23 protein-coding genes and 1 pseudogene are annotated in these 24987 nt (G+C 72.7%); 11 read left to right on the top strand and 13 right to left on the bottom strand.

The window, feature by feature from the left end; genetic code table 11:
• Window positions 1–108: 108 nt before the first annotated feature.
• A complete protein-coding gene (locus tag E6P78_RS21015) occupies window positions 109–1149 on the bottom strand; it encodes an MBL fold metallo-hydrolase (protein ID WP_136205172.1) in 1041 nt (346 codons plus the stop codon).
• Between the two features lie 237 nt (window positions 1150–1386).
• On the opposite strand from E6P78_RS21015, the gene E6P78_RS21010 reads away from it, so the two are divergent.
• Together E6P78_RS21010 and E6P78_RS21005 are read left to right on the top strand one after the other, a co-directional pair.
• Window positions 1387–2850 carry an aldehyde dehydrogenase gene (locus E6P78_RS21010; protein ID WP_136205171.1) on the top strand — a complete coding sequence of 488 codons (1464 nt, stop codon included), beginning with the start codon at window positions 1387–1389 and terminating at the stop codon, window positions 2848–2850.
• Complete coding sequence (locus E6P78_RS21005; RefSeq protein ID WP_018556398.1) at window positions 2850–3083, top strand: ferredoxin; 234 nt, start codon at window positions 2850–2852, stop codon at window positions 3081–3083. Before E6P78_RS21010 ends, E6P78_RS21005 begins: the two co-directional genes overlap by 1 nt.
• 5 nt (window positions 3084–3088) lie before the next feature.
• Here E6P78_RS21005 and E6P78_RS21000 read toward each other — a convergent pair.
• From E6P78_RS21000 to E6P78_RS20995, 3 genes and pseudogenes are all read right to left on the bottom strand, one after another.
• Window positions 3089–3265 (bottom strand): annotated as a pseudogene (locus E6P78_RS21000) (helix-turn-helix domain-containing protein); the annotation flags it as partial.
• Entirely contained in the window at window positions 3214–3351 is a 138-nt protein-coding gene (locus E6P78_RS32860; protein ID WP_168712661.1) for a hypothetical protein, read from the bottom strand. The gene E6P78_RS32860 and the pseudogene E6P78_RS21000, both read right to left, overlap by 52 nt.
• A gap of 151 nt (window positions 3352–3502) precedes the next feature.
• Window positions 3503–4114 carry a TetR family transcriptional regulator gene (locus tag E6P78_RS20995; RefSeq protein WP_136205170.1) on the bottom strand — a complete coding sequence of 204 codons (612 nt, stop codon included), beginning with the start codon at window positions 4112–4114 and terminating at the stop codon, window positions 3503–3505.
• Window positions 4115–4344: 230 nt separating this feature from the next.
• Here E6P78_RS20995 and E6P78_RS20990 point away from each other — a divergent pair, with 230 nt between their 5' ends.
• From E6P78_RS20990 to E6P78_RS20980, 3 genes are all read left to right on the top strand, one after another.
• Complete coding sequence (locus E6P78_RS20990) at window positions 4345–5664, top strand: glycosyltransferase family 4 protein (protein WP_136205169.1); 1320 nt, start codon at window positions 4345–4347, stop codon at window positions 5662–5664.
• Between the two features lie 69 nt (window positions 5665–5733).
• Window positions 5734–6480, top strand: coding sequence for a class I SAM-dependent methyltransferase (locus E6P78_RS20985; protein ID WP_136205168.1), 747 nt, complete (start codon window positions 5734–5736; stop codon window positions 6478–6480).
• Window positions 6477–7550, top strand: coding sequence for a prenyltransferase/squalene oxidase repeat-containing protein (locus E6P78_RS20980; RefSeq protein ID WP_136205167.1), 1074 nt, complete (start codon window positions 6477–6479; stop codon window positions 7548–7550). The genes E6P78_RS20985 and E6P78_RS20980 overlap by 4 nt, the downstream gene beginning before the upstream one ends.
• A 27-nt stretch (window positions 7551–7577) precedes the next feature.
• On the opposite strand, the gene E6P78_RS20975 is transcribed toward E6P78_RS20980, so the two are convergent.
• Window positions 7578–7868 carry a hypothetical protein gene (locus E6P78_RS20975; protein WP_136205166.1) on the bottom strand — a complete coding sequence of 97 codons (291 nt, stop codon included), beginning with the start codon at window positions 7866–7868 and terminating at the stop codon, window positions 7578–7580.
• A gap of 348 nt (window positions 7869–8216) precedes the next feature.
• On the opposite strand from E6P78_RS20975, the gene E6P78_RS20965 reads away from it, so the two are divergent.
• Window positions 8217–8993 carry a maleylpyruvate isomerase family mycothiol-dependent enzyme gene (locus tag E6P78_RS20965; RefSeq protein WP_136205165.1) on the top strand — a complete coding sequence of 259 codons (777 nt, stop codon included), beginning with the start codon at window positions 8217–8219 and terminating at the stop codon, window positions 8991–8993.
• A 119-nt stretch (window positions 8994–9112) separates the two neighbouring features.
• Complete coding sequence (locus E6P78_RS20960) at window positions 9113–10153, top strand: PHP domain-containing protein (RefSeq protein ID WP_136205164.1); 1041 nt, start codon at window positions 9113–9115, stop codon at window positions 10151–10153.
• Here the strand turns inward: E6P78_RS20960 and E6P78_RS20955 are convergent.
• From E6P78_RS20955 to E6P78_RS20925, 7 genes are all read right to left on the bottom strand, one after another.
• A complete protein-coding gene (locus E6P78_RS20955; RefSeq protein ID WP_136205163.1) occupies window positions 10146–11153 on the bottom strand; it encodes an LLM class F420-dependent oxidoreductase in 1008 nt (335 codons plus the stop codon). The genes E6P78_RS20960 and E6P78_RS20955 overlap by 8 nt on opposite strands.
• Window positions 11154–11261: 108 nt before the next feature.
• Window positions 11262–12047, bottom strand: a complete 786-nt coding sequence (locus E6P78_RS20950; protein ID WP_136205162.1) for a DUF5336 domain-containing protein — start codon at window positions 12045–12047, stop codon at window positions 11262–11264.
• Window positions 12048–12270: 223 nt separating this feature from the next.
• Window positions 12271–13209 (bottom strand): N-acetylmuramoyl-L-alanine amidase, encoded by a 939-nt coding sequence (locus tag E6P78_RS20945; RefSeq protein ID WP_136205161.1) that lies wholly within the window; start codon window positions 13207–13209, stop codon window positions 12271–12273.
• A gap of 70 nt (window positions 13210–13279) precedes the next feature.
• The gene (locus E6P78_RS20940; protein ID WP_136205160.1) at window positions 13280–13924 is read right to left on the bottom strand and encodes a class I SAM-dependent methyltransferase; all 645 of its coding nucleotides are present in this window, start codon (window positions 13922–13924) and stop codon (window positions 13280–13282) included.
• A 137-nt stretch (window positions 13925–14061) separates the two neighbouring features.
• Window positions 14062–15390, bottom strand: a complete 1329-nt coding sequence (locus E6P78_RS20935) for a M20/M25/M40 family metallo-hydrolase (RefSeq protein ID WP_136205159.1) — start codon at window positions 15388–15390, stop codon at window positions 14062–14064.
• Entirely contained in the window at window positions 15387–16775 is a 1389-nt protein-coding gene (locus E6P78_RS20930; protein WP_136205158.1) for a cytosine permease, read from the bottom strand. The genes E6P78_RS20935 and E6P78_RS20930 overlap by 4 nt, the downstream gene beginning before the upstream one ends.
• On the bottom strand, window positions 16775–17728 hold the full coding sequence (locus E6P78_RS20925) for a DUF1177 domain-containing protein (protein WP_136205157.1): 954 nt from the start codon (window positions 17726–17728) through the stop codon (window positions 16775–16777). The genes E6P78_RS20930 and E6P78_RS20925 overlap by 1 nt, the downstream gene beginning before the upstream one ends.
• Window positions 17729–17876: 148 nt before the next feature.
• Here E6P78_RS20925 and E6P78_RS20920 point away from each other — a divergent pair, with 148 nt between their 5' ends.
• Together E6P78_RS20920 and pepE are read left to right on the top strand one after the other, a co-directional pair.
• A complete protein-coding gene (locus tag E6P78_RS20920) occupies window positions 17877–18710 on the top strand; it encodes an IclR family transcriptional regulator (RefSeq protein ID WP_136205156.1) in 834 nt (277 codons plus the stop codon).
• A gap of 29 nt (window positions 18711–18739) precedes the next feature.
• Window positions 18740–19522 carry a dipeptidase PepE gene (gene pepE / locus E6P78_RS20915; RefSeq protein ID WP_136205207.1) on the top strand — a complete coding sequence of 261 codons (783 nt, stop codon included), beginning with the start codon at window positions 18740–18742 and terminating at the stop codon, window positions 19520–19522.
• Here pepE and E6P78_RS20910 read toward each other — a convergent pair.
• Window positions 19485–21290: an MFS transporter gene (locus tag E6P78_RS20910; protein ID WP_136205155.1), complete on the bottom strand. Its 1806-nt coding sequence runs from the start codon at window positions 21288–21290 to the stop codon at window positions 19485–19487. The genes pepE and E6P78_RS20910 overlap by 38 nt on opposite strands.
• A 266-nt stretch (window positions 21291–21556) precedes the next feature.
• Between E6P78_RS20910 and E6P78_RS20905 the strand changes: the two genes are divergently transcribed.
• On the top strand, window positions 21557–23740 hold the full coding sequence (locus E6P78_RS20905; protein ID WP_136205154.1) for an acyl-CoA dehydrogenase: 2184 nt from the start codon (window positions 21557–21559) through the stop codon (window positions 23738–23740).
• 18 nt (window positions 23741–23758) lie between these two features.
• On the top strand, window positions 23759–24955 hold the full coding sequence (locus tag E6P78_RS20900) for a lipid-transfer protein (protein WP_136205206.1): 1197 nt from the start codon (window positions 23759–23761) through the stop codon (window positions 24953–24955).
• Window positions 24956–24987 lie beyond the last annotated feature (32 nt).

The following is a 24987-nucleotide window of genomic DNA, read 5'->3' as shown; positions in this document are numbered from 1 at the left end:
CGGCCGGGGCCTCTCCCGCCCCCGCACCTGACCGGGCTCGGGCACCGGGGCGCCGCGCGCGGGACCGGCCCGGGGCTCGGGCCCCGGGAGAGGAGGAGGCGGCGTCCCTCACACCGCCGCGTACGTCACCGGCTCGCTCCCCGCCACCGCCTCCGCGCGGCCCAGCTTCACCAGCCGGCGCAGATGCGCCTCGGCCTCCGACACGGCGATGTTCCGGGAGCCGTGGGGGATCTGCTCCCAGGGGCGGTTCCACTCCATGCGTTCCGCCAGCTGCCACGGCGTGAGGGGTTCGGCGAGGAGGGCGAGCAGGCCCGTCAGGCGCTCCTCGTGGTGGTCCAGGAGTTCGCGGACCCGGCCCGCCGCGTCCGCGAACGCGTGCTGGTGGGCCGGCAGCACCTCGGCCACGCCCAGGCGGCCGATGCGTTCCAGCGAGTCGAGGTAGTCGCCGAGCGGGTCGGTGGCCGTCGCGTCGTCCGGGTCCTCGTACAGGCCCACGTGCGGGCTGATGCCGGGCAGCAGGTGGTCGCCGGAGAAGAGGCGGCCCCGGCCGGGGAGGTTCGCCGGGTGGTCCTCCTCCAGGTGCAGGCAGACGTGGCCCGGGGTGTGGCCCGGGGTCCAGATCGCGCGCAGCGAACGGCCCGCCAGGTCCAGGAGTTCGCCCGGCACGATCTCGCGGTCCGGGAGGGCGGCCCGCAGGCCGGGCAGGGTGCGCATGCGGCCGCCCTGCTCGCGGGCGGCCAGCAGCGGGGCGATGTGGTCCTCGGGGGCGCCGACCGCCGTCAGCTTCGCCGCCAGGTACGACAGCCAGCTGCCGGGCTCCGACTCGCGGGTGCGGCGCACGATCGCCGTGTCCGCCGCGTGCATCGCGATCCAGGCCCCGGACGCCTCGCGGACCTGTCCGGAGAGGCCGTGGTGGTCGGGGTGGTGGTGGGTGATCACCACGCCGTGGATGTCCGCGACGCCCACACCCACCGCGGTCAGTCCCGCCGTCAGGGTGTCCCAGGCATCCGGGTCGTCCCAGCCGGTGTCGATCAGGACCGGGCCGCGGCCGGTGTCCAGGAGGTGGACCAGGGTGTGGCCCAGCGGGTTGTCCGGGATGGGGACCTTGATGCTGTGGACACCGCCACCGTGGTTGATCACCTGCGTCATGGACTCCCCATCTCTGCGCGGTATCGGCGGCGTCCGGGGTACGGCCACGACGCGCCGCGTCCACTCTAACGAGAACTTGTTCCAGTGGTAGCCCGGTCGACCACCCCGTCGTCTGCGGTGGTGCACGGGGTGGACTCCTGCAACGGGAACTGGTATCAGTTCTGACTACCAGTCAGATTCGGCCGCGGGGCGGGACGCCGAGCCGGATCACGTGCCGCGTCGCGGAAGGCAGCAGCCATGAGCGAGCTTGTCGAACACGGAAAACTGTTCATCGGCGGGGAGTGGGCCGATCCGCTCGGGCGGGACGTCATCGAGGTCGTCTCCCCCCACACCGAGCAGGTCATCGGCCGCGTGCCGCACGCCGCGGAGGCGGACGTGGACCGGGCCGTCGCCGCCGCCCGGCAGGCCTTCGACCACGGCCCCTGGCCCCGGACGAGCCTGGACGAGCGGATCGCCGTCGTCACCCGCATCAAGGACGCCTTCGCCGCCCGGTACGAGGAGATGGCCCGGGTCATCAGCGCGCAGAACGGCACCCCGTACACCTCCAGCGTCATGGTGCAGGCCCTCGCCGCGATGATGGTGTGGGACGCCGCCCTCACCGTCGCCCGCTCCTTCCCGTACGAGGAGCGCCGGGACGGGGCGCTCGGGCCGCTGCTCGTACGGCGGGAGCCGGTCGGGGTCGTCGCCGCCGTCGTGCCGTGGAACGTGCCCCAGTTCACCGCCGCCGCCAAACTCGCGCCCGCGCTCCTCGCCGGGTGCACGGCGGTCCTCAAGGTGTCGCCCGAAACACCCCTGGACGCCTACCTCCTGGCCGAGATCGCCGCCGAGGCCGGGCTGCCCGAGGGCGTGCTGTCGATCCTGCCCGCCGACCGCGGGGTCAGCGAATACCTGGTGGGGCACCCGGGCGTCGACAAGGTGTCCTTCACCGGGTCCGTCGCCGCCGGCCGCCGCGTCATGGAGGTCGCCTCCCGCAACCTCACCCGCGTCACGCTGGAGCTGGGCGGGAAGTCCGCCGCCGTGATCCTCCCCGACGCCGACCTGGACGCCGCAGTCGCCGGCATCGTGCCCTTCGCCTGGATGATCAACGGGCAGGCGTGCGTGGCCCAGACCCGCATCCTCGTACCGCGCTCCCGCTACGAGGAGAGCGCCGAGGCCTTCGCCGCCGCGGCCGGCGCGCTCAGGATCGGCGACCCGCTCGACCCCGCCACCGAACTGGGCCCGCTCGTCGCCCGCCGCCAGCAGCAGCGCTCCCTGGACTACATCCGCATCGGCCAGGAGGAGGGCGCCAAACTCCTGACCGGCGGCGGCCGCCCTGCCTCGCAGGAACGCGGCTGGTACGTCGAGCCCACGCTCCTCGGGGACGTCGACAACTCCATGCGCGTCGCCCGCGAGGAGATCTTCGGCCCGGTCATCTGCCTGCTGCCGTACGGGGACGAGGAGGAGGCCGTACGGATCGCCGACGACTCCGAGTACGGGCTCAGCGGCAGCGTCTGGACCGCCGACACCGAGCGCGGCATCGACGTCGCCCGCCGGGTCAGGACGGGCACGTACAGCGTCAACACCTTCAGCCTCGACATGCTCGGCCCGTTCGGCGGCTACAAGAACTCCGGCCTGGGCCGCGAGTTCGGGCCCGAGGGGTACGGCGAGTTCTTCGAGCACAAGATGATCCATCTGCCCGCCGGGTACGGGAGCGAGGGCTGATGGGGGACCGCTGGAGCGTCGAGGTCGACCGTGGTGTCTGCATCGGCTCGGGGATGTGCGTCAACCACGCGCCGGACGGCTTCCGGCTGGACTCCGCCCGCCAGTCCCACCCCGTCGACGCGGAGGCCGACGCCAACGAACGCGTGCTCGCCGCCGCCGAGGGCTGCCCGGTCGAAGCGATCACGCTCACCCTGGCCGGCACCGGAGAGGTGGTGTTCCCACCGGAGGAGTAGAGGCCCTAACGGCCGGCCCCCGACAGCAGATGCAGCCGCAGAGCCAGTTGCAGTTCCAGCGCCCGGTCCGGTCCGTTCCGGTCGCGGCCCAGCGGCACCCGGATGCCGTCCAGGCGCTGCACCACCGTGTTCACGTGCACGTGCGGCTCGTCCTCGGCCCGGATCGGGCTGCCGCCAGGCCCGCCGGGTCGCGGCCGGTGTCGGTGAGCAGGTCGGCGGTCAGCTCGCCGCGTATCCGGTTCTGCGTCTCGGATACGGTGCAGGGCACCCCACCTCGCCCCCGGGGCGTGTGGGCGCAGCACATGGGCAGCCGCCCGCCGGTGTCAGGCCGCCTGTGTCGGACCGCTGGCGCAGGCCGCCGGTGTCAGGCCGCCTGTGTCGGACCGCTGGCGCAGGCCGCCGGTGTCAGGCCGCCGGTGTCAGGGGGTCGCCTCCGGCGCCGACAGGTCGATGAGCCGGCACACCGTCTCGATGTCCGTGCGCACCTGCGCGATCGACGCCCGGCCCGAGAGCCAGGTGATCAGCGCGGAGTGCCAGGTGTGCTCGATCACCCGGACGGCCGAGAGCTGTTCCGGCGTCGGGTGGCCGGTCCCCATCGCGTCCAGGATGATCGCGGTCGTGAGCCGCGAGACGGTGTCCACCTCGGGGCTCACGCTGCGGTCCGCGAACGTCAGCGCCCGGACCATCGCGTCCGCGAGGTGCGGTTCCCGCTGCATCGCGCGGAAGGCCCGCATCAGGGTGTCGGTGACCCGGGCCGCCGCGTCGTCCCCGGCCGGGGGGCGCTTGCGGAGGGTCGTGTGCATGTGCTGGAGCTGGTCCTGCATGGTGGCGACGAGGAGATGGACCTTGGACGGGAAGTACCGGTACAGGGTGCCGAGGGCGACCCCGGCGGCCTCCGCCACCTCGCGCATCTGGACGGCCTCGAAACCGCCCTTGCCGGCGAGCTGGGCGCTGGCGTGCAGGATGCGGCGACGGCGGGCCTCCTGGCGTTCCGTCAGGGGCGGCGATGCCGGTCTGGCTTCCGCTGTCATGTGTCCCATCCCCGTGGCTTCTGTCCGCGTCCGCGAGGACGCGGCGGCCGGTCCGGCGGCGCACAGCATGCCAGGGTGTGTGCCGTGGCGCGAATCACCTGATCCGGCCGTTGCACCGACGCTACCTGCCGGTAGATTCGTAGCTCATTGAACGATCCAGTCTGAAACTTGTTCTAGATTAGCGTGAGCGGTTACGCTCCGGCGAACACGCAGTGAGAAGGGGGCCGAGTGTGACCGCTGAGGCCATAGAGTCGGGCCCCGGTGCGTCGGGCGCGGGCGACGGTGACGGCCCCCTGCGCATCGCGCTCCTCACGTACAAGGGCAACCCCTTCTGCGGCGGACAGGGCGTCTACGTACGCCACCTCGCCCGTGAACTCGCCCGCCTCGGCCACAGCGTCGAGGTCATCGGCGCCCAGCCCTACCCCGTGCTCGACGAGGGCGTCCCGCTCACCGAACTGCCGAGCCTGGACCTCTACCGGCAGCCCGACCCGTTCCGCACCCCGGGGCGCGGCGAGTACCGGGACTGGATCGACGCCGCCGAGGTCGCCACCATGTGGACCGGCGGCTTCCCCGAACCGCTCACCTTCAGCCTGCGGGTCCGGCGCCACCTCGCCGCCCGGCGCGGCGAGTTCGACGTCATCCACGACAACCAGACGCTCGGCTACGGGCTCCTCGCCGACCTCGGCGCCCCCCTCGTCACCACGATCCACCACCCCATCACCGTCGACCGGCAGCTCGACCTGGACGCGGCCCCCACCCGCCGCCGCCGCGCCTCCGTACGCCGCTGGTACGCCTTCACCCGCATGCAGAAGCGGGTCGCGCGCCGGCTGCCGTCCGTGCTCACCGTCTCCGGCTCCTCCAAGGACGAGATCGTGGACCACCTCGGGGTGGACCCCCGCCGCGTCCACGTGGTCCACATCGGCGCCGACACCGACCTGTGGTCGCCCGACCCCTCGGTCGCCGAGGTCCCCGGACGGATCGTCACCACCTCCAGCGCCGACGTCCCGCTCAAGGGCCTCGTGCACCTGGTCGAAGCGCTCGCCAAGCTCCGTACCGGCAACCCCGCCGCCCACCTCGTCGTCGTCGGCCGCCGCGCCGAGGACGGGCCGGTCGCCCGGGCCATCGAGCGGCACGGGCTCGCGGACGCCGTCGAGTTCGTCAAGGGCATCAGCGACACCGAGCTGGTCGACCTGGTGCGCGGCGCCCAGATCGCCTGCGTGCCCTCGCTGTACGAGGGCTTCTCGCTGCCCGCCGCCGAGGCCATGGCCACCGGCACCCCGCTCGTCGCCACCACCGGAGGGGCGATCCCCGAGGTGGCGGGCCCGGACGGGGAGACCTGCCTCGCGGTGCCGCCGGCCGACCCCGGCGCCCTCGCCGACGCGCTCGGCCGGCTGCTCGGCGACGCGGAGCTGCGCGCCCGGCTCGGGGCCGCCGGCCGCGAACGGGTGCTCGCCCGGTTCACCTGGAAGCAGGCCGCGATCGGCACCGCCGCCCTCTACCGGCAGGCGATCGCCGCCCGCGCCGCCACCGGCCCCGGCGGCCGGCGATGAACCCGGCCCGCCCGCCGGGCCCCTGACCATCCGCCCCCCTCCCGACCCCGACCGCGAAAGCAGGCACTCGTGCTGACCGTGGACTTCACCCGCTTCCCGCTCGCCGCAGGCGACCGAGTGCTCGACCTGGGCTGCGGCGCCGGACGCCACGCCTTCGAGTGCTACCGGCGCGGCGCCCAGGTGGTGGCCCTCGACCAGAACGGCGAGGAGATCCGCGAGGTCGCCAAGTGGTTCGCCGCGATGAAGGAGGCCGGGGAGGCCCCCGAGGGCGCCACCGCCACCGCGATGGAGGGCGACGCGCTGAACCTGCCCTTCCCCGACGAGTCCTTCGACGTCGTGATCATCTCCGAGGTCATGGAGCACATCCCCGACGACAAGGGCGTGCTCGCCGAGATGGTCCGGGTCCTCAGGCCCGGCGGCCGGATCGCCGTCACCGTCCCGCGCTACGGCCCCGAGAAGGTCTGCTGGGCCCTCTCCGACGCCTACCACGAGGTCGAGGGCGGCCACATCCGCATCTACAAGGCCGACGAACTCCTCGGCAAGATGCGCGGCGCCGGACTCAAGCCGTACGGCACCCACCACGCCCACGCCCTGCACGCGCCGTACTGGTGGCTCAAGTGCGCCTTCGGGGTCGACAACGAGAAGGCGCTGCCGGTGCGGGCGTACCACAAGCTGCTGGTCTGGGACATCATGAAGAAGCCGCTGGCCACCCGGGTCACCGAGCAACTGCTGAACCCGGTCGTCGGCAAGAGTTTCGTGGCCTACGCGACCAAGCCGCACCTGCCCGTCGCCGCGGCAGACGGGGCCGAGGCGTGAGCCTTCCCGAGCGGACCGAACACCTCGTCCTGCCCGGAGTCCTCACCGCCGCGCAGGCCGCCGAGACCGTCGCCGCGGTGCTCGCCGTGCAGCGCGAGGACGGCGCGATCCCGTGGTTCCGCGGCCACCACCTCGACCCGTGGGACCACACCGAGGCCGCCATGGCCCTGGACGCGGCCGGCGAGCACGCCGCCGCGGAACGCGCGTACGAGTGGCTGGCCCGCCACCAGAACGAGGACGGCTCCTGGTACGCCGCCTACCACGACGGCGACCCGCGCCGGCCGACCGACCGCGGCCTGGAGACCAACTTCTGCGCCTACGTGGCCGTCGGCGTCTGGCACCACTACCTCGCCACCGGCGACGACGCCTTCGTCGACCGGATGTGGCCGACGGTCTTCGCGGCCGTCGAGTTCGTCCTGCGGCTCCAGCAGCCCGGCGGCCAGATCGGCTGGAAGCGGGAGGCCGACGGCACCCCGGTGACGGACGCGCTGCTGACCGGCTCCTCCTCCATCCACCAGGCCCTGCGCTGCGCCCTGGCCATCGCCGAACGCCGCGAGGAGCCCCAGCCGGACTGGGAGCTGGCGACCGGCGCGCTGGCCCACGCGATCCGCAGCCACCCGGAGCGCTTCCTCGACAAGGGCCAGTACTCGATGGACTGGTACTACCCGGTCCTCGGCGGCGCCGTCACCGGCGCGGCGGCCAAGGAGCGGATCGAGGAGGGCTGGGACCGCTTCGTCGTCCCGGACCTCGGGGTGCGCTGCGTGCTGCCCAACCCGTGGGTGACCGGCGGCGAGAGCTGCGAACTGGCCCTCGCCCTCTGGGTGATGGGCGAGTCCGACCGGGCCCTGGAGATCCTTCAGTCCATCCAGCACCTGCGGGCCGAGGGCGGCATGTACTGGACGGGGTACGTCTTCGAGGGCAACCGGGCGTTCTGGCCCGAGGAGCACACCTCGTGGACCGCCGGTTCGCTCCTGCTGGCGGTGGCCGCGCTCGGAGGGGACGAGGCGACCACCGCCGTCTTCAGCGGGGAGCGGCTGCCGAAGGGACTGGAGCCGGACTGCTGCGGCTGAGCGGCGCCCCCGGCGTCCTCAGCCGCCTCAGCGCCGGACGCGGCCTGCCACGGCGTGCCCGATGAACAGGTACACCAGGGCGGCGAGGCCGTAGCCGGCGACGACATTGGCCCACGCCCGGTCGAACGTGAACAGGTCGTACGACCAGCCCGCGAGCCACCGTGCGGTGTGCCGCACGAACTCGACCAGGTCGTTGCCCCGGTTCGCGTCGAGCAGGTACATCAGAATCCACAGGCCGATGATGAAGGCCATGACGTCGGCCACTACGGCGATGACACGCGCTGCGGTGATGCTTCCGTTGCCTCTGCTGTAGGACATGCGGTTCGCGTTGCCTCTTTCGCCCGGCCGAAACCCGGACGGCGGCGCAGGGGTGAAGGACTAAGGGCCGTCCACCTCGCAGACCGGCGGATAACCGCATGTGGAGGAGGCGACGCTCGCACTAGGGCCTGTCTTCAAACTGCCGTCTGCCGGGCGACGCCATGCACGCACTCTCGCCGCACCGGTCCCAGACCCCGGTACGTCCAGTACAGGGGCCTGGGGCCGGCACGCCGAGGAGTGGGGTCTCCCCTGTTCGAGCGAAGCCGAGAACTTGGGGAAGCACCTGACGCCGCCCGGCCGCCCTTCGGGCGACGACGGCAGTTTGAAGACAGGCCCTAGGGTGCGGCTATGGGTCTTCTCACGCATGAGCGCTACTGCGACGAAATCGTCCGGCTGACCGACGAGTTGAGGGCGGTGGTCAAGGGCGCCGACCTCGACGCGACCGTACCGACCTGCCCCGACTGGACACTGCGCGAGCTCGCCCTGCACGTCGGCCGCGCCCACCGCTGGGCCGGCGAGATCGTCCGCACCCGGGCCACCGAGGCGGTGGCGGAGGACAAGGTGCCCGCGACCAGTCCCGAGGGCGACGACCCGGACGCGCTCGACGCCTGGCTCGCGGACGGGGCGGCCGGGACCGCCGCCGCGCTGCGGGAAGCGGGGCCGGAGGCCGAGGTGTGGTCCTGGGCCTGGGAGCAGCGCGCCGGCTTCTGGTCGCGGCGCATGACGCTGGAGACCGTCGTCCACCTCGCGGACGCGGCCCTCACCGCGAAGGTCCCGTACACGATGTCCCCCGAGCTGGCCGCCGACACGATCGACGAGTGGCTCCAGATCGTCGCCTTCGCCCAGGCCCAGGGCGACCGCCAGATGGCCGAGCTGCGCGGTGCCGAGCGCTCCCTCCACCTGCACGCCACCGACGTGCCCGACGCCGAATGGCTGATCGAGCTGGGCGAGGACGGTTTCACCTGGCGCCGGGCGCACGGGAAGGCGACCGTGGCCCTGCGGGGGCCGCTCACCGACCTGATGCTGGTCTTCAACCGGCGCCTCGCCCCGGACAGCGACCGGGTGGAGGTGCTGGGCGACGCCGGGCTGCTGGACTTCTGGCTGGCGCGCACGTCCTTCGGCTGAGCACGGGAGGCCGCCGGTGTGCGGGCCGGGCGGTGCTGGGCCAAGCTGGACGGGGCGCCCGGAACCGTCCCGCCCCTTACGTCACGTCCCGTTCCGTTCCGTTCTGCGAGGAGGTGCCGATGGACCCGGTCAGGGCTCTGGAGCGGATCGCCTTCCTGCTGGAGCGCGGCAAGGCGGTCACCTACCGCGTCCAGGCCTTCCGCACCGCCGCACGCACCCTCGCCGCGATGGACGACGGCGAGGTGGACCGGCGCGTGGCGGACGGCTCGCTGGAACGCGTCAAGGGCATCGGCCCCCGCACCGCCCAGGTCATCCGCGAGGCGGTGGCCGGTGAGACGCCCGGGTACCTGGACCGGCTGGAGTCCGAGGCGCGCAGCGCCGGGCCGCTCGCCGAGGGCGGTGAACACCTGCTCTCCCTGCTGCGCGGCGACTGCCATCTGCACTCCGACTGGTCGGACGGCGGCAGCCCCATCGAGGAGATGGGCCGCGCCGCCGCCGAGCTGGGCCACGACTGGGCGGTGCTCACCGACCACTCGCCCCGGCTCACCGTCGCGAACGGGCTCTCGCCCGAGCGGCTGCGCCGGCAGCTCGCCGAGATCGCCGAACTCAACGAGCGGTGGGCGCCGTTCAGGCTGCTCACCGGCATCGAGTGCGACATCCACCTCGACGGCACCCTCGACCAGGAGGAGGAGCTGCTGGAGCAGGTGGACCTCGTGGTGGTGTCCGTCCACTCCAAACTCCGCATGGACCCCGCCCCGATGACCCGGCGCATGGTCGCCGCCGTCCGCCACCCGCAGGCCAACGTCCTCGGCCACTGCACCGGCCGCCTGGTCACGGGCCGGGGCCGCCCCGAGTCCACGTTCGACGCGGACGAGGTCTTCGCCGCCTGCGCCGAGTCGGGCACGGCCGTGGAGATCAACAGCAGGCCCGAACGGCTGGACCCGCCCCGCAGGCTGCTGCGCCGGGCCGTGGCGGCGGGCACCCTGTTCGCCGTCGACACCGACGCCCACGCGCCGGGCCAGCTGGACTGGCAGGCGTACGGCTGCGCCCGCGCCGAGGAGTGCGAGGTTCCGCCGGAACGCGTCGTCACCACCTGGTCGGCGGACGAACTGCTGCGCTGGACCCGTAAGGGCAAAGTCCCCGAGCGAGCGGCTAGTTGAGTTCCGCCAGGACCCGCAGCGTGTGCGGGTCCGGCGCCGTCACCAGCAGATCCGTGACCGGGCCGGCGCGCCACGCCTCCAGCCGCTCCGCGATCCGCTCCCTCGGCCCGATCAGCGAGATCTCGTCGGCGAAGGCGTCCGGCACGGCCATGACCGCCTCCTCCTTGCGGCCCTGGAGGAACAGCCGCTGAATGTGGCGCGCCTCCTCCTCGTAGCCCATCCGCGCCATCAGGTCCGCGTGGAAGTTGCGCGCGGCCGCGCCCATGCCGCCGATGTAGAAGCCGAGCATCGCCTTCACCGGCAGCAGTCCCTCGGCCACGTCGTCGCAGACCCGGGCGCGGGCCATCGGCGCGATCACGAACCCCTCGGGCAGGCCGTCGAGCGCGGCCTCGTACACACCGGTGCGCGTCGGTGACCAGTACAGCGGCAGCCAGCCGTCCGCGATCCGGGTGGTCTGCGCGATGTTCCTCGGCCCCTCCGCGCCCAGCAGCACCGGGAGCGAGGCGCGCAGTGGATGCGTGATCGGTTTCAGCGCCTTGCCGAGCCCGGTGGCGTCCGGGCCCCGGTACGGGTGCGGGTGGAAGCGGCCGTCGAGTTCGACGGGGGCCTGGCGGCGCAGGACCTGGCGCACCACGTCCACGTACTCGCGGGTCGCGGTGAGCGGGCTCGCCGGGAACGGCCGCCCGTACCAGCCCTCCACGACCTGCGGCCCGGAAAGACCGAGGCCGAGCATCATCCGGCCGCCGGAGAGGTGGTCGAGGGTCAGCGCGTGCATGGCGGTCGCGGTGGGGGAGCGGGCCGCCATCTGCGCGATGGCCGTGCCCAGGCGAATGCGGGAGGTGTGGGCGGCGATCCAGGTCAGCGGGGTGAAGGCGTCCGAACCCCAGGCCTCCGCCGTCCACACCGAGGCGTAGCCCAGGTCCTCCGCCGCGCGGGCGAGCTCCAGATGGGCCGCGTCCGGGCCGCGGCCCCAGTATCCGAGAGCCAGTCCGAGCCGCATTGCGTTGCCTCCCCGGTTTTCTGACGTCGCATCAGGTATGCCGGGGAGGGTACGGCAGCGGCCCCCCGCCCGGAAGGGGCGGAGGGCCGCTGTCCTGCGTGCGTGGCGTCAGCCGCGCTGGATGCCCGTGGTGTCCTGGAGCACGCCGCGACGGCCGTCCTGCGTCTGGGCGATCAGCGCCGCACCGCGCTGCTCGACCGCCAGGTACCAGGTGCCCGGCGCCAGTTCGGCGATCGGGGCCTGCGAACCGTCCTCGTTGTACAGCTGGCGGGCCACCGGCACCGCGAACCAGAACGGGGTGAAGTCACCGGACTGCCCGCCGCCGGCCGCCGGAGCCTGCGGCGTCGCCTGCGCCTGCTGGGCGTCGGGCTGACCGGGCTGCTGCGGGGCGCCGTACGGCTGGGGCTGACCCGGCTGACCGCCGAAGGCGGCCTGCGGGCCGCCCGGGTAGCCGTAGCCCTGGCCGGGCTGGCCACCGTACGGCGGATGCACGGCCTGCGGCTTCGGGGCACCCGCGAGCGGGGCCTTGAGGGCCGGGACCAGCGGGGAGGCGACCGCTCCCGCGGCCAGCACCAGGGAGGCGATGAAGCCGAGGATCAGACCGGCACCGGCGTCGATCTGGCCGAGATCGATGATCGTCCAGAACATGTTCCACGCGGTGAAGACCGTGGCGGCGACGCCGAACTGGGCCAGGTCGAGGCCGAGGACCTTGCGCGGCTGCGGCTGCGAACGGGAGAGCACGATCAGTGCTGCGCCGATCACCCCGACCATGTAGACGCCGATGCCATTGCCCAGGGAGTCCCAGGAGTTGGGCGGGTCGACGCTGGTGCTTCCGTAGTCGAAGTAGTCGAGGAAAGAGGCGATGAACAGCACGACCGCTGCTCCGATCACCACGCCATCGCCTCGAGTGAGGGAGCGGATATTCACGTGAAGGTCCTTAGTCGGTCGTCTCGTCGGGGCGGTCGTCACTGGCACCGCGTCTACGGCGGGCTCGGCACGAAGCTCGGGAACGGCTCCCCATCGTACGGATGAATGTATCGTCTGCCCGGGCGGGTTGTGTTCCTGCCCGGTTGGTGCGCGGACATCCTCCCGAATTCATCGCAGAATCACCCCTTGCTTACCCCTCGAGGTAGCTGCTGATGCCGTCGGCGATGCCCTGGGCGGCCTTCTGGCGCCAGCCCGCGCTGGTGAGCTGGGCGGCGTCCTCGGGGTCACGCATATTGCCGCATTCGATGAAGACTTTGGGCACGGTCGACAAATTCAGTCCGCCGAGATCCTTGCGGACGTCCAAACCGGTATTGCCGCCCACGTAATTGGAAGGGGAACTTCCGGTACTGCGTACGAACAGTCCGGCGATACGGGTGCCGAGGTCGCGCGAGGCCGCGACGATCTTCGAGGTGTCCGCACCCCCGCCGCGCACCGACGCGGGAAGGATCACATGGAACCCCCGGTTGCCGACGGCCGATCCGTCCGCGTGGATCGAGACCACCGCGTCCGCGTGGGCCTTGTTGCCGATGCGCGCCCGCTCGTCCACGCACGGCCCGAACTCCCGGTCGCCGTCGTACGTCAGGATCACCGTCGCGCCCTGGGCCCGCAGCAGCGTCCGCAGCCGGTGCGACACGTCAAGGGTGAACTCGGCCTCCGCGTAACCCCCGTTGGTGGCGGTGCCGGTGGTGTCGCACTCCTTGTGCCCGGTCCCGATGTCCACCTGGCGGTTGATCTCGGCGGTGTGCAGGTGGTTGCGGGGATTGTGCCCGGGGTCGATGACGACCGTCCTGCCGGACAGCGGCCCGGAGGGGGCGGGCGGCGGCTTCGCGGGCGACGCGGACGGGGACGCGCTCGTGCGCGACGGCGACGGCGAGGGGGAGCGGGACGGGGAGGGCGGGGCCGGGGCGGCGGACGGGGTGATGGCACCGGTGGCGCTCGGTCCCGGCCGGGCCTGCGCGGTGCCGTCGCCGCCGCCGCAGCCGGCGAGGCCCAGGCACATCAGGGCCGCCGCGGCGGCGAGCAGGACCGGGCGGCGCGGGGTGGGGGGAACGCTCTCGTCGTGACGCACCCGGCGATGCTATCCGCCGGGCCCGGCGGCGTCCGGGGCGTTCACGGACACCCCGCGGGGCCGCTCCCCCTCAGATCCCCGGCCCGGTGCGCCGCAGGACGCGCAGCGAGTCCGTGACGGAGACCTCCGTGAACGCCCCCGACTCCAGCGCCCGCAGATACACCCGGTACGGGGCCCGGCCGCCGTGCGCGGGGTCCGGGAACACGTCGTGGATCACCAGCAGCCCGCCCTCGGCGACATGCGGCGCCCAGCCCTCGTAGTCACCGTTCGCGTGCTCGTCGGTGTGGCCGCCGTCGATGAAGACGAAGCCGAGCTTGCCGCCCCACACCGCCGCGACCTGCGGCGAGCGCCCCACGAGCGCCACCACGTGCTCCTCCAGGCCCACCGCGTGCAGCGTCCTGCGGAAGGTGGGGAGCGTGTCCATCCGGCCGACCTCGGGGTCCACCACCGTCGGGTCGTGGTACTCCCAGCCGGGCTGCTGCTCCTCGCTGCCCCGGTGGTGGTCGACGGTGAGCGCGGTGACGCCCGCCGCCCGCGCCGCGTCGGCCAGCAGGATCGTGGAACGCCCGCAGTAGGTGCCGACCTCCAGCAGCGGCAGGCCCAGCTCCGCGGCCCCGGCGGCGGCGTCGTACAGCGCGAGCCCCTCGACCACCGGCATGAAGCCCTTGGCGGCCTGGAACGCGGCGAGAATCTCCGGCTTGGGCTCGGCGGCCACGGGGTTCCTCCTGGTGGGACGGGTGGTGCGACGACGGGCGGTGCGACGGCGCCATCGTGCCGTACGCCCCCACCGAAGGTACCGGCGGGGGCGTACGGGAGGGGCGTACATCAGGGGTGTGCGGGCCCGGGTCGGGGTCAGCAGCTCTGCCAGAGCCGGGTCATGACGCGGACGCCGAAGCGCAGTCCCTCCAGCGGGACGCGCTCGTCCACCCCGTGGAAGAGCCGGCCGTAGTCCAGGTCGTGCGGGAGCTTCAGGCCCTTGAAGCCGAAGCAGCGGATGCCCAGGTGGGTGAAGGCCTTGGCGTCCGTGCCGCCCGGGTTGCAGTACGGCACCGGGTGGCCGTCCGGGTCCTCGGCGCGCACCGCCTCGCACATGGCGTCCACGAGCGGGCCGTCGAACGTCGTCTCCATCGCGATGTCGTGGTTGACCCACTCACGGCTGACCGAGGGCAGCAGCAGCCGGTCGATCGTGTCGATCAGCTCCTGCTCGTGGCCGGGCAGGAAGCGGCCGTCGACGCGGGCGGTGGCCTTTCCCGGGATCACGTTGGTCTGGTAGCCGGCGTTGAACATGGTGGGGTTCGCCGAGTTGCGCAGGACCACCTGCATGAAGTCGGCGACCGGGCCCAGCCGGGCGAGACTGCCCTCGATGTCGTGCTCGTCGAACTCGACCCCGTAGAGCCGGGCGGCCTCTTCGAGCAGTGCGCGGACCGGTTCGATCAGCCGGATCGGGAAGGTCTCGCGGCCGATCCGGGTCAGCGACTCGGCGAGGTCGGTGACCGCGTTCTCGTCGTTCGGGGACGAGCCGTGGCCGGCCCGGCCGGTGGCGGTCAGCTCCATCCAGGCCATGCCGCGCTGGGCGTTCTCGATCGGGTACAGGCGGCGGGTGTCGTCGATGGCGAAGGAGAACCCGCCGCCCTCGCCGATCGCCTCGGTGACCCCGGCGAACAGTTCGGGGCGGTGCTCGACCAGCCAGTGGGCGCCGAACTTGCCGCCCGCCTCCTCGTCGGCGAGGAAGGCGAGGACCAGGTCGCGCGAGGGCTTCGTACCGGTGCGGGCGAAGTGCCGGGCGGTGGCCAGCATCACGGCCACCGTGTCCTTCATGTCGATCGCGCCCCGGCCCCACAGGTAGCCGTCCCGGATCTCGCCGGAGAAGGGCGGCACCTGCCACTCGGAGGCGTCCGCCGGGACCACGTCCAGGTGGCCGTGGACCAGCAGGGCGCCGCGGTCCGGGTCGCGCCCGGCGATCCGCGCGATGACGCTGGCGCGGCCGGGCGCGGACTCGATCAGCTCCGAGGCGATGCCCGCATCGGCGAGGCGGGCCACCACCCACTCGGCGCTCGCGCGCTCGTCGCTCGTGGGGTTGGAGGTGTCGAACCTGATCAGTTCGGCGCAGAGTTCGATGACCTCGGCCTGGGCCTCGTCGGAGGCCGGGACCAGGGCGGGGGATTCGGATGCGGTGCTCATGCTGCTCCCACGGGGGTGGTGGTGCGGGCGGCGGGGGCGGTGCCGTCCTCGTCGTCCAGGGCGGAGGTGCCGTAGGGCCTGATCCAGCCCAGCAGGCCCAGGACGCTGTACAGGACGAAGGCGGTGGCCAGCGAGTTCAGGGCCGGGATGCCGCCGTCGTAGAACTTGCCGACGCAGAACGCCGCGACCCAGATGGCGAGGGAGGCGGGTACCCAGGTCGGAGAGGTCGCCGGCAGGGTCTCGGAGGCCCGGGTCTCGTCCAGCGGCCTGCGCATCCGCTTCACGATCCAGTACTCGGCCACGATGATGCCGCCGATGGGCGGGATCGCGACGCCGAGGATCGTGAGGAACTCGGTGAAGTGGCTCATGATCCCGACCGCGGACAGGAGCGTGCCGGCGATGCCGAGGACGATGGTGACCGCGCCGCGGTGGACACGCTTGCCGAAGACGACCTGGAAGAAGTTCACGACGCCGAGCGAGGAGCCGTACAGGTTCCAGTCGTTGATCTTCGCCGTGGACATCAGGACGACGAGCACACCGAAGGCGCCGGAGGTGGACAGGACGATGTGCGAGACCTCGCTGCTCTTGACCAGGTGGCCGAGGAGCACACCGGTCAGGCCCACTATGTACTCGGAAAGGATCATGGACGACGCGCTCTGCAGGAAGACGTGCGAGCCCTTGCGGTTGTAGCGGGTCATCTCCGGGGAGACGATCGCGCCCGTCATGTAGCCGCCCGCGATGGCGGTGGCGGCGACGGCCAGCGGGATCGTGTCGCCCGGCGGTGGCGAGTGGACCAGCTCGCTCAGCGAGTGGTCGTTCAGGGTGCGGATGACGGAGAAGGCGACCATGGCGAAGAAGAGCGGGGTGACGACCTTCGCGAAGTTCGCCATGTACTTGAACCCGAAGATCACCAGGGCGGTGATGGCGATGCCCGCGAGCACGCACCACATCCAGGACGGCCCGCCGACCAGCGCCGAGACGCTGTCGCCGAAGATCGTGTTCTGGACCCCGAACCAGCCGACCAGGCTGACCGCGATCACGAAGCTTACGAGCGCGGAGCCGTTGCGGCCGAAGCCCGCCCAGCGGGTCAGCATCGGGGTGGCCAGACCCTCGCGCATCCCGGCCAGGCCGATGGCGAAGATCACGATCTCCAGGATCACCGCGCCCAGCGTGAAGGCCCAGAAGGCGTTGCCGAAGGTCATCCCGACGCCGATGGTGGCGCCGAGCGTGAACTGCGAGATCGAACCGGACTGGGCCAGCCACTGGAGGAGCATCGACCAGAAGCCGAACCGCTTGTCGCGCGGGACGCGTGAGAGCGCGTAGTCGTCGCTGCCGATGCTCTTGGTCTCACGCGCCACGGCACCGGACTGCGGGGTGGCTGCCATCAGGACTCCTGGGGTGTACGGCCGAAGGTCTGCAGGTGGGTCAGCGAGCCGTAGCGGCTGACGAGGTTGTCGAACTCCACCGCGTCGTGGAAGTCCAGCCGGCCGCCGCCGAAGGCCTTGGCGACCTCCACGGCGTAGCGGGCGGCCGACGCGATGTCGCTCTCGTGACTCGCGCCCGTCCCGCAGCCCGGCACCGCGGCGGCCGAGGTGATGGCCAGGCCGACCACGGGGGCGGCCGTGGCGGTGGAGGGCTGGAGGATCGAATTGATGTGGTGTGCACCATTACCGTACGGGGTGATGTCCTGGGTGGTCACCGGGTACGTGACCAACGGCTCACCGGTCACCACGGCCAGCAGCTCGCCCAGCTGCTCGCTCACCCGGAGCACCCAGCCCTCCTTGACGGTGGGCGACAGGGCGAGGCCCTTGTGGTTGATGATCCGGTTGCCCTTGGTGGTGTCGATGGAGAGCACCGCCTCCATCTCGCCGGTCACCTCGTGCCGGTTCATGGTGGCGATGTCCACCGGCGAGCCCATGAACGGCACCGGGTCGTGCGGCTCGGTCGGCGCGTTCGGGCAGATGTGGGTGGCGACGATCACATCGCCGGGCAGCACATCGCCGCGGCGGCGCATGTCGAGCAGCTTCGCTGCGGCGGCGAGCGCCGAGACGGCGCCGTCGGCGTCGGAGACCAGACCGGCCACCTCGGGCCGGGCGCCGATGCCGCCGAGCCGGCCGACGACGCCCAGGGTGCGGGCGTCGCCCCCGGCCGTACGGCCCCGGGAACCGGGGATGCGGACGGTCACGAAGTCCGTCGAGCCCCGCTCACCGGCGACCGTGGTGACCTGTGCGGACGAGCCCTCGGCCCCAGCCGCGGAGTCCAGGTACTCGACGACCGTCCTGCCCTTGGCCTGGGGATCGTCGAGCAGACCGACGAGGTCCAGTACGTACTTCAACATGGGGGGCCTTTCTCGCGCATCCGTCACACCCGTCCGGAGCCCGGCAGGGAGTCGGGGCGCCGGACGGGGTGCTGAGAGCAGATTCGGGATCGGATAGCGTTGAGCGCAATGATTTCCCGTTATCTGCAATTCAGGTCTGAATGGTGAGATGGCTATGACGGAGTTCGATCTGGACCGGCGCACCCCCGCCGGAGCCCTGCAGACCGTCGACCGGGCGCTGCTCGTCCTGCTCGCCTTCGAGCGCACCCGGCCCGACTGGGGCGTCACCGAGGTCGCGGCGGAGTTCGGCTGGGACACCTCGGTGGCGCAGCGCCTCCTCGCGACCCTCGCGGGGCGCGGCTTCCTGGTCTCCGACCCGGCCACCCGCCGCTACCGCATCGGCCCCGCCGTGCTGCGCCTGGGCAGGCTCTGGGAGCGCTCCGGGTCACTGGAGCTGCTGGCCGGACCGGTCCTGGAGGAGCTGCGCCGCGTCACGGGCGACACCGTGCTGTTCTGCCTGCCCGACAGCTTCCACATGCGGTGCGTGGCCGCCGAGGAGGGCGAGACCGGACCGCTGCGCTACTACCCCCTGGTCGGTGAGCTCTATCCGGCGCACGCCGGGGCGACAGCCAAGTCCTTCTACGCCTATCTGCCCGACGAACAGCGCCACCGGCTGTTCCGGGGGCGCCCGATGGCCCGCTTCACCGACCGGACGGTCACCGATCCGGACGCGCTGGAGCAGGAGTTCCTGAAGGTCCGCGCCCAGGGCTACGCGTGGACGGTCGGCGAGTACGACACCGGCATCGCGACCGTGGCCGTGCCCGTCTTCCTGGGCCGCGAACCGTACGGCAGCCTCAGCCTGGGCGGGGCCGAGGGGCGGTTCCAGGGGGCGCCGGAGAACCGCCTCGAAGCGCTGCGGCACGCCGCCGGGCTGCTGGAGAAGCGCCTCACCCACCCGCCGCAGCGCACCAAGCCCCGCACGCGCCGCACCCCCACGGCCTGACCCGAAGAGAAACGATGAGGAAGAACCCCGTGAATCTGCTCCTGCTCTCCAACTCCACCCAGCACGGCCGCGGTTACCTGGAACACGCCCTGGACACGGTCACCGCCTTCCTGCCCGCCGGCGCCCGGCTGGCCTTCGTGCCCTACGCGCTCGCCGACCACGCCACGTACACCGCACGCGTCCGGGACGCCCTCGAACCGGCGGGGATCGGGGTGCACGGCGTCCACGAGCACGCCGACCCGGTCGCCGCGCTCGACGCCGCCGACGCGGTGTTCATCGGCGGCGGCAACTCCTTCCGGCTGCTGAGCGCGCTGCACCGGACCGGGCTGCGGGACGCGGTGAGCGGGGCGGTGCGCGCGGGTCTGCCGTACATGGGGGCGAGCGCCGGGACGAACATGGCGGCGCCCACCCTGCGCACGACCAACGACATGCCCATCGTGCAGCCGCCGTCGTTCGAGGCGCTGGGCCTCGTCCCGTTCCAGATCAACCCGCACTACCTCGACCCGGACCCGGACAGCACCCACAAGGGCGAGACCCGCGAGGAGCGGCTCGCCGAATTCCTGGAGGAGAACGACGTGCCGGTGCTCGGCCTGCGCGAGGGGTCGTGGCTGCGGGTCGAGGGCGAGGCGGCCCGGGTCGAGGGCGTCAGGGCCCGTCCGGCGGATCTTGGTGGGCCCGCGAAGATCCGCCGGACAGGCCCTGGCCCCGCCCGGCTGTTCACGCGGGGCGCGGCGCCCCGGGAACTCGCGGCGGGGACGGACGTCTCCTACCTGCTCACGACCGCAGCGCGGTTCGACGCTCCGGCACGCTGACCGTCAGCACCAGGTCCGTGTCCACCGGACCGCCGTCCGCCGGGCAGACCGCCGGCCAGGCGCGCGGCGCGTAACCGGTGGCCGACGCGGCCAGCACGAAGGTGCCGGTGCCCGGCGCCGTGAGCGCCCAGCGGCCCGAGGCGTCGGTGGTGGTGAGCCCGGCCTGCCGGCCCTGCCGGTCGATCAGGGTCACATTGGCCCCGGCCACCGGCGCCCCGCCTGCCTCCAGCACCCGGCCCCGGAAGCCCCGGGGGCCGGGCAGCGGGAGCGGTGTGACGCTCTCGGCACCGGCGCGCCGGGCCGCCGCGTCGCCCTCGCTGCTCGCCAGGAGCACCGGGGCGGTGGCGGTGCGCCGCGACGGCAGGAACGAGGCCAGGACGAGGCCGGCCACCACCGCGCCCGTCGCGATGAGGAACGAGATGCGGAACCCCTGCATGGTGGGCACCGCGACCGGTCCCATCTGCGTCGAGGTGTGGGCCAGGACCATGCCGATCACGGCGCTCGACACGGAGGTGCCGATCGACCGCATCAGGGTGTTCAGCCCGTTGGCCGCGCCGGTCTCGGAGGCGTCGACGGCCCCGATGATCAGGGCGGGCAGCGAGGAGTACGCGAGCCCGATGCCGGCGCCGAGCAGTACGGCGATCAGCACGGTCTGCCAGGCGGCGCTCATCAGGCCGAGCCCGGCCCCGTAGCCGACGGCGATGATCAGCATGCCGAGGATCAGGGAGACCTTCGGGCCGCGGCGGGCGGAGATCCGGGCGTACAGCGGGGCGACGCACATCATGGTCAGGCCGAGCGGGGCGACGCACAGCCCGGCGACCACCATCGACTGGCCGAGGCCGTAACCGGTGGACTTCGGCAGTTGGAGCAGCTGGGGCAGGACCAGCGAGACGGCGTAGAAGGCGACCCCGACCATGATCGAGGTCAGGTTGGTCAGCAGCACCTCGCGGCGGGCCGAGGTCCGCAGGTCGACCAGCGGGGCGTCGCTGCGCAGCTCGAACAGCCCCCACAGCACCAGCACCACCAGGGACGCGGCGATCAGCCCGAGCGTGGTGGGTGAGGCCCAGCCCCAGTCGCCGCCCTTGGTGACGGGCAGCAGCAGGAGGACCAGGCCGAGCGAGAGGCCGAGCGCGCCGACGACGTCGAACCGGCCGGGGGCGCGCAGCGAGGTCTCGGGCACGGCCAGCACGGTCAGCGCCATGGCGAGCACGCCGAGGCCGGCGGAGCCGAAGAAGAGGGTGTGCCAGTCGGTGTGCTGGGCGACGAGCGCGGCGGCGGGCAGCGCGAGTCCGCCGCCCACCCCGATCGACGAGCTCATCAGGGCCATGGCCGAACCCAGCTTCTCGCGCGGCAGCTCGTCGCGCATGATGCCGATGCCCAGCGGGATCGCGCCCATGGCGAAGCCCTGGAGCGCGCGGCCCACGATCATGATCACGAGATCGTCGGTGAAGGCGCATATCAGTGAACCGACGACCATCACGGCGAGGCTGGCCAGCAGCATCCTGCGCTTGCCGTTCAGGTCCCCGAGCCGGCCCATGATCGGGGTGGAGACGGCTCCGGCGAGCAGGGTCGCCGTCATCACCCAGGTGGCGTTCGACGGGTCGGTGTGCAGAAGGGCGGGCAGATCCTTGATGACGGGGACGAGCAGGGTCTGCATCACCGCGACGGTGATGCCCGCGAAGGCGAGCACGGGGATGATCCCCCGGCCCGCCCTCGCGCGCGGATCAGGAAGCTCCGCGGTGGGCTGTTCGTGCGTCGTCTGTGGCATACGTGCGGCCTCCGGGCAGCGGTAGGAGCGGCAAAGAGTGGGGCGGACGGTCGTGCGTCCCGGTCGCGGACAGCACCGACCGCCAAGTCTGTGCAGGGTGAACCTTCCTCGGCTACGGCGTATTCCGGTGAAGGAGGGGCGAACAGGGCGCGCTCGTCGGCCGGCGCACACAACCGTCGAGATCCAGCCTGCGTCTGACCTTCCGTCAGATTGCAACGTGTTCTACTCTTGCGCCGTTCCAATGGCTGCGACCGGCGAGGATGCGCATGGGTATCGGGATCACCGAAGAACACAGGGCGCTCGCACAGGCGGTACGAGGTTGGCTGGCCCGAGCCGTACCCCCCGGCGACATCCGCGCACTGCTCGACGCGGACGCACCCACCCCCACCGGCGCACGCCCCGCGTACTGGGACGGCCTCGCCGGACAGGGCCTGCTCTCCATCCATCTGCCCGAGGCGTACGGGGGCGGAGGCGGCGACCTCCTCGACCTCGCCGTCGTCCTCGAAGAGGCCGGCCGGGCCGCGCTGCCCGGCCCGTACCTGGCGAACGCCCTCACCTCCGCCGTCCTGCACGCCGCCGGCGCCGACGCGCTGCTCCGGGACCTCGCCACGGGCCGGTGCGCCGGCGCCGCCGCCCTCGACCCCGGCAGCCTCACCGCCGCCCCGCACGGCGACGGCCACCTGCTCGAAGGAGTGGCGCCCCCCGTCCTGTCCGGGGCCGAGGCCGGGCTGCTGCTGCTCCCCGCCGCCTGCGAGGGCGATGTCCGCTGGTTCGCCGTGGACGCCGACGCACCGGGGCTCACCGTGCGCCCCCACCGCGGCGCCGACCCGACCCGGCCCACCGCCGAGGTCCGGGCCGGCCGCGTCCCCGTCCCCGCCGGGCGGCAGCTGCGCATCGGCCCGGACCTCGTAACCGACCTCGCCGCCGTCCTGTTCGCCGCCGAGGCGTGCGGAACCGCCGCCCGCGCCCTGGACACCGCCACCGAACACGCCAAGGTCCGCGAACAGTTCGGCCGGCCCATCGGGCAGTTCCAGGGCGTCAAGCACCTGTGCGCCGACATGCTCGTACGCGTCGAACAGGCCCGCGCCCTGACCTGGGACGCCGCCCGCGCGGCCGGCGACCCGCAGCAGCCGGAGGAGGTGCGCGCCCTGGCCGCCGCCCTCGCCGCGGCCACCGCGCTCGACGCCGCGTACACCTGCGCCAAGGACGCCATCCAGATCCTCGGCGGCATCGGCTTCACCTGGGAACACGACGCCCACCTGTACCTGCGCCGGGCCCTGGTAGCCCGCCAGTTGCTCGGGCCCGGCGACACCCACCGGCAGCGGGCCGTCCGGCTCGCCTCCGCCGGGGCCCGCCGCGAACTCGCCCTGGAACTCCCGCCGGAGGCCGAGGCCCACCGCGCCGCGGCCCGCGAGGCCGTCGCCGCCGCCCGGGGCCTCGACCCGAAGGCCGCCCGCCGCGCCCTCGCCCCCACCGGCTACGCCGCCCCCCATCTGCCCGCACCCCACGGGCTGGACGCGGGTGCCGTACAACAGCTCGCGATACAACAGGAGTTACGCGCCCAGGGCGTCAAGCTGAGCGACCTCCAGATCGCCACCTGGGTGGTGCCCTCGCTCCTCGCCCACGGGACGGCCGAACAGCAGGAGCGCTACCTCCCGCCGACCCTGCGCGGCGACCTCCTGTGGTGCCAGCTGTTCTCCGAACCCGGCGCCGGGTCCGACCTCGCCTCGCTGCGCACCCGGGCCGAACGCGCCCCCGAGGGCTGGCGGATCAACGGCCAGAAGGTGTGGACGAGCGCCGCCCAGTGGGCCGACCACGGGATTCTCCTCGCCAGGACCGACCCGGACGCGCCCAAGCATCAGGGCCTCGGCTACTTCGTGGTCGACATGAAGCACACCGAGGGCATCGACATCCGCCCGCTCCGGGAGATCACCGGCGACGCCCTCTTCAACGAGGTGTACTTCGACGACGTACTCCTGCCGCCCGACGCACTCGTCGGCGAGGCCGGCGGCGGCTGGCAGGTCGCCCGCAACACCCTGGGCAACGAACGCGTCCACATGGCCGACCAGATGACCTTCGACACCGGCCTGGAGGCGCTGATCGGCCGCGCCGCCGGACTCGACGGCGCCGAACGCGCCCGGATCGGCGCCCTCGCCGCCGAGGCCCACGCCCTGGCCTGCATCGGCCTGCGCACCACGCTCCAGCAGGTCTCCGGGCTCGAACCGGGCGCCGGCGCCTCCGTACGCAAGCTCGTCCAGACCACACACCAGCAGAAGACCGCCGAACTCGCCCTCGAACTCCTCGGCCCGGACGGGGCGGTGTGCGAAGGGGCCGGGGAGCGGGCGGTGCACGGCTTCCTGATGTCCCGCTGCCTGACCATCGCGGGCGGCACCACACAGGTACAGCTCAACGTCGTCGCCGAGCGCATCCTCGGCCTCCCCCGGGACTGAAGGGAAACCGTGATCATGATGAGGTCCTACATCGTCGGCGTCGGGATGACGAAGTTCGAGAAGCCCGAGACCCGTGACTGGCAGTACTGGGACATGGCCAAGGAGGCCGGAACCGCCGCGCTCGTCGACGCCGGTGTGACGTACGAGGACATCCAGCAGGCCGTCGTCGGCTACTGCTTCCAGCCCTCCACCGCCGGACAGCGCGCCGTCTACGGGCTCGGGCTGACCGGGGTGCCCGTCTACAACGTCAACAACAACTGCGCCACCGGCTCGACCGCCCTGATGATGGCCCGGCAGTTCGTGGAGGGCGGCGGCAGCGACTGCGTCCTCGCGCTCGGCTTCGAGAAGATGGCGCGCGGCTCGCTCGGCGGCGGCGGGGCGGACGGCGGCGCGGGCGATTTCAAGACGTCCCCGGTCGCCCGCCACTACGCGATCATGGCCGCCGCCCACGGCTTCGAGATGACCCCGCCCACCGCCCAGATCTTCGGCAACGCCGCCCGCGAACACATGGAGCGCCACGGCACGACGGAGGCGCAGCTCGCCGCCGTCGCCGCCAAGAACCACCGCCACTCCACCGGCAACCCGTACGCCCAGTTCCAGGACCCGTACACCGTCGAGGAAGTCCTCGCCGCCAAACCCGTCCACCTCCCCCTCACCCGGCTCCAGTGCTCCCCGACCTCCGACGGGGCGGCCGCCGCCGTCGTCGTCTCGGAGCGCTTCGTGGAGCGGCACGGGCTCGGCGCACGGGCCGTCGAGATCGCCGCCCAGGCCATGACCACCGACACCGAGGCATCCTTCGCCTCCGGAACCTGCATCGACGCGGTCGGCCTGCCCATGTCCCGGGAGGCGGCCCGACAGGTGTACGAGGCGTCCGGCACCGGCCCCGACGACCTCGACGTCATCGAGCTCCACGACTGCTTCTCCCTCAACGAACTCCTCACCTACGAGGCGCTCGGACTGTGCGGCGAGGGGGAGTCCGGGGCGCTCGTCGAGTCCGGCGCCACCACCCACGGCGGGCGCTGGGTGGTCAACCCGTCCGGCGGCCTGATCTCCAAGGGGCACCCGCTCGGCGCCACCGGCATCGCCCAGGCCGCCGAACTCACCTGGCAGCTCAGGGGCGAGGCCGGGGCCCGCCAGGTGCCCGGCGCCCGGACCGCCCTCGCCCACAACATCGGCCTCGGAGGAGCGGCGGTGGTGACCCTGCTGCGCCGCTGAGAAGGACCCGTGGCCGAGCCCCGGTCCTACGC

It is taken from the genome of Streptomyces sp. A0958 (assembly GCF_004795035.1).
Taxonomy (GTDB): Bacteria; Actinomycetota; Actinomycetes; order Streptomycetales; family Streptomycetaceae; genus Streptomyces.
This window is presented reverse-complemented; position numbering and strand designations above follow the sequence as displayed.

What these genes read in the sequence shown, in the direction of transcription:
- E6P78_RS21015 (WP_136205172.1), bottom strand. Translation starts at nt 1,149, where the DNA reads ATGACGCAGGTGATCAACCACGGTGGCGGTGTCCACAGCATCAAGGTC.
- E6P78_RS21010 (WP_136205171.1), top strand. Translation starts at nt 1,387, where the DNA reads ATGAGCGAGCTTGTCGAACACGGAAAACTGTTCATCGGCGGGGAGTGG.
- E6P78_RS21005 (WP_018556398.1), top strand. Translation starts at nt 2,850, where the DNA reads ATGGGGGACCGCTGGAGCGTCGAGGTCGACCGTGGTGTCTGCATCGGC.
- E6P78_RS20995 (WP_136205170.1), bottom strand. Translation starts at nt 4,114, where the DNA reads ATGACAGCGGAAGCCAGACCGGCATCGCCGCCCCTGACGGAACGCCAG.
- E6P78_RS20975 (WP_136205166.1), bottom strand. Translation starts at nt 7,868, where the DNA reads ATGTCCTACAGCAGAGGCAACGGAAGCATCACCGCAGCGCGTGTCATC.
- E6P78_RS20965 (WP_136205165.1), top strand. Translation starts at nt 8,217, where the DNA reads ATGGGTCTTCTCACGCATGAGCGCTACTGCGACGAAATCGTCCGGCTG.
- E6P78_RS20960 (WP_136205164.1), top strand. Translation starts at nt 9,113, where the DNA reads ATGGACCCGGTCAGGGCTCTGGAGCGGATCGCCTTCCTGCTGGAGCGC.
- E6P78_RS20955 (WP_136205163.1), bottom strand. Translation starts at nt 11,153, where the DNA reads ATGCGGCTCGGACTGGCTCTCGGATACTGGGGCCGCGGCCCGGACGCG.
- E6P78_RS20935 (WP_136205159.1), bottom strand. Translation starts at nt 15,390, where the DNA reads ATGAGCACCGCATCCGAATCCCCCGCCCTGGTCCCGGCCTCCGACGAG.
- E6P78_RS20930 (WP_136205158.1), bottom strand. Translation starts at nt 16,775, where the DNA reads ATGGCAGCCACCCCGCAGTCCGGTGCCGTGGCGCGTGAGACCAAGAGC.
- E6P78_RS20925 (WP_136205157.1), bottom strand. Translation starts at nt 17,728, where the DNA reads ATGTTGAAGTACGTACTGGACCTCGTCGGTCTGCTCGACGATCCCCAG.
- E6P78_RS20920 (WP_136205156.1), top strand. Translation starts at nt 17,877, where the DNA reads ATGGCTATGACGGAGTTCGATCTGGACCGGCGCACCCCCGCCGGAGCC.
- E6P78_RS20910 (WP_136205155.1), bottom strand. Translation starts at nt 21,290, where the DNA reads ATGCCACAGACGACGCACGAACAGCCCACCGCGGAGCTTCCTGATCCG.
- E6P78_RS20905 (WP_136205154.1), top strand. Translation starts at nt 21,557, where the DNA reads ATGGGTATCGGGATCACCGAAGAACACAGGGCGCTCGCACAGGCGGTA.
- E6P78_RS20900 (WP_136205206.1), top strand. Translation starts at nt 23,759, where the DNA reads ATGAGGTCCTACATCGTCGGCGTCGGGATGACGAAGTTCGAGAAGCCC.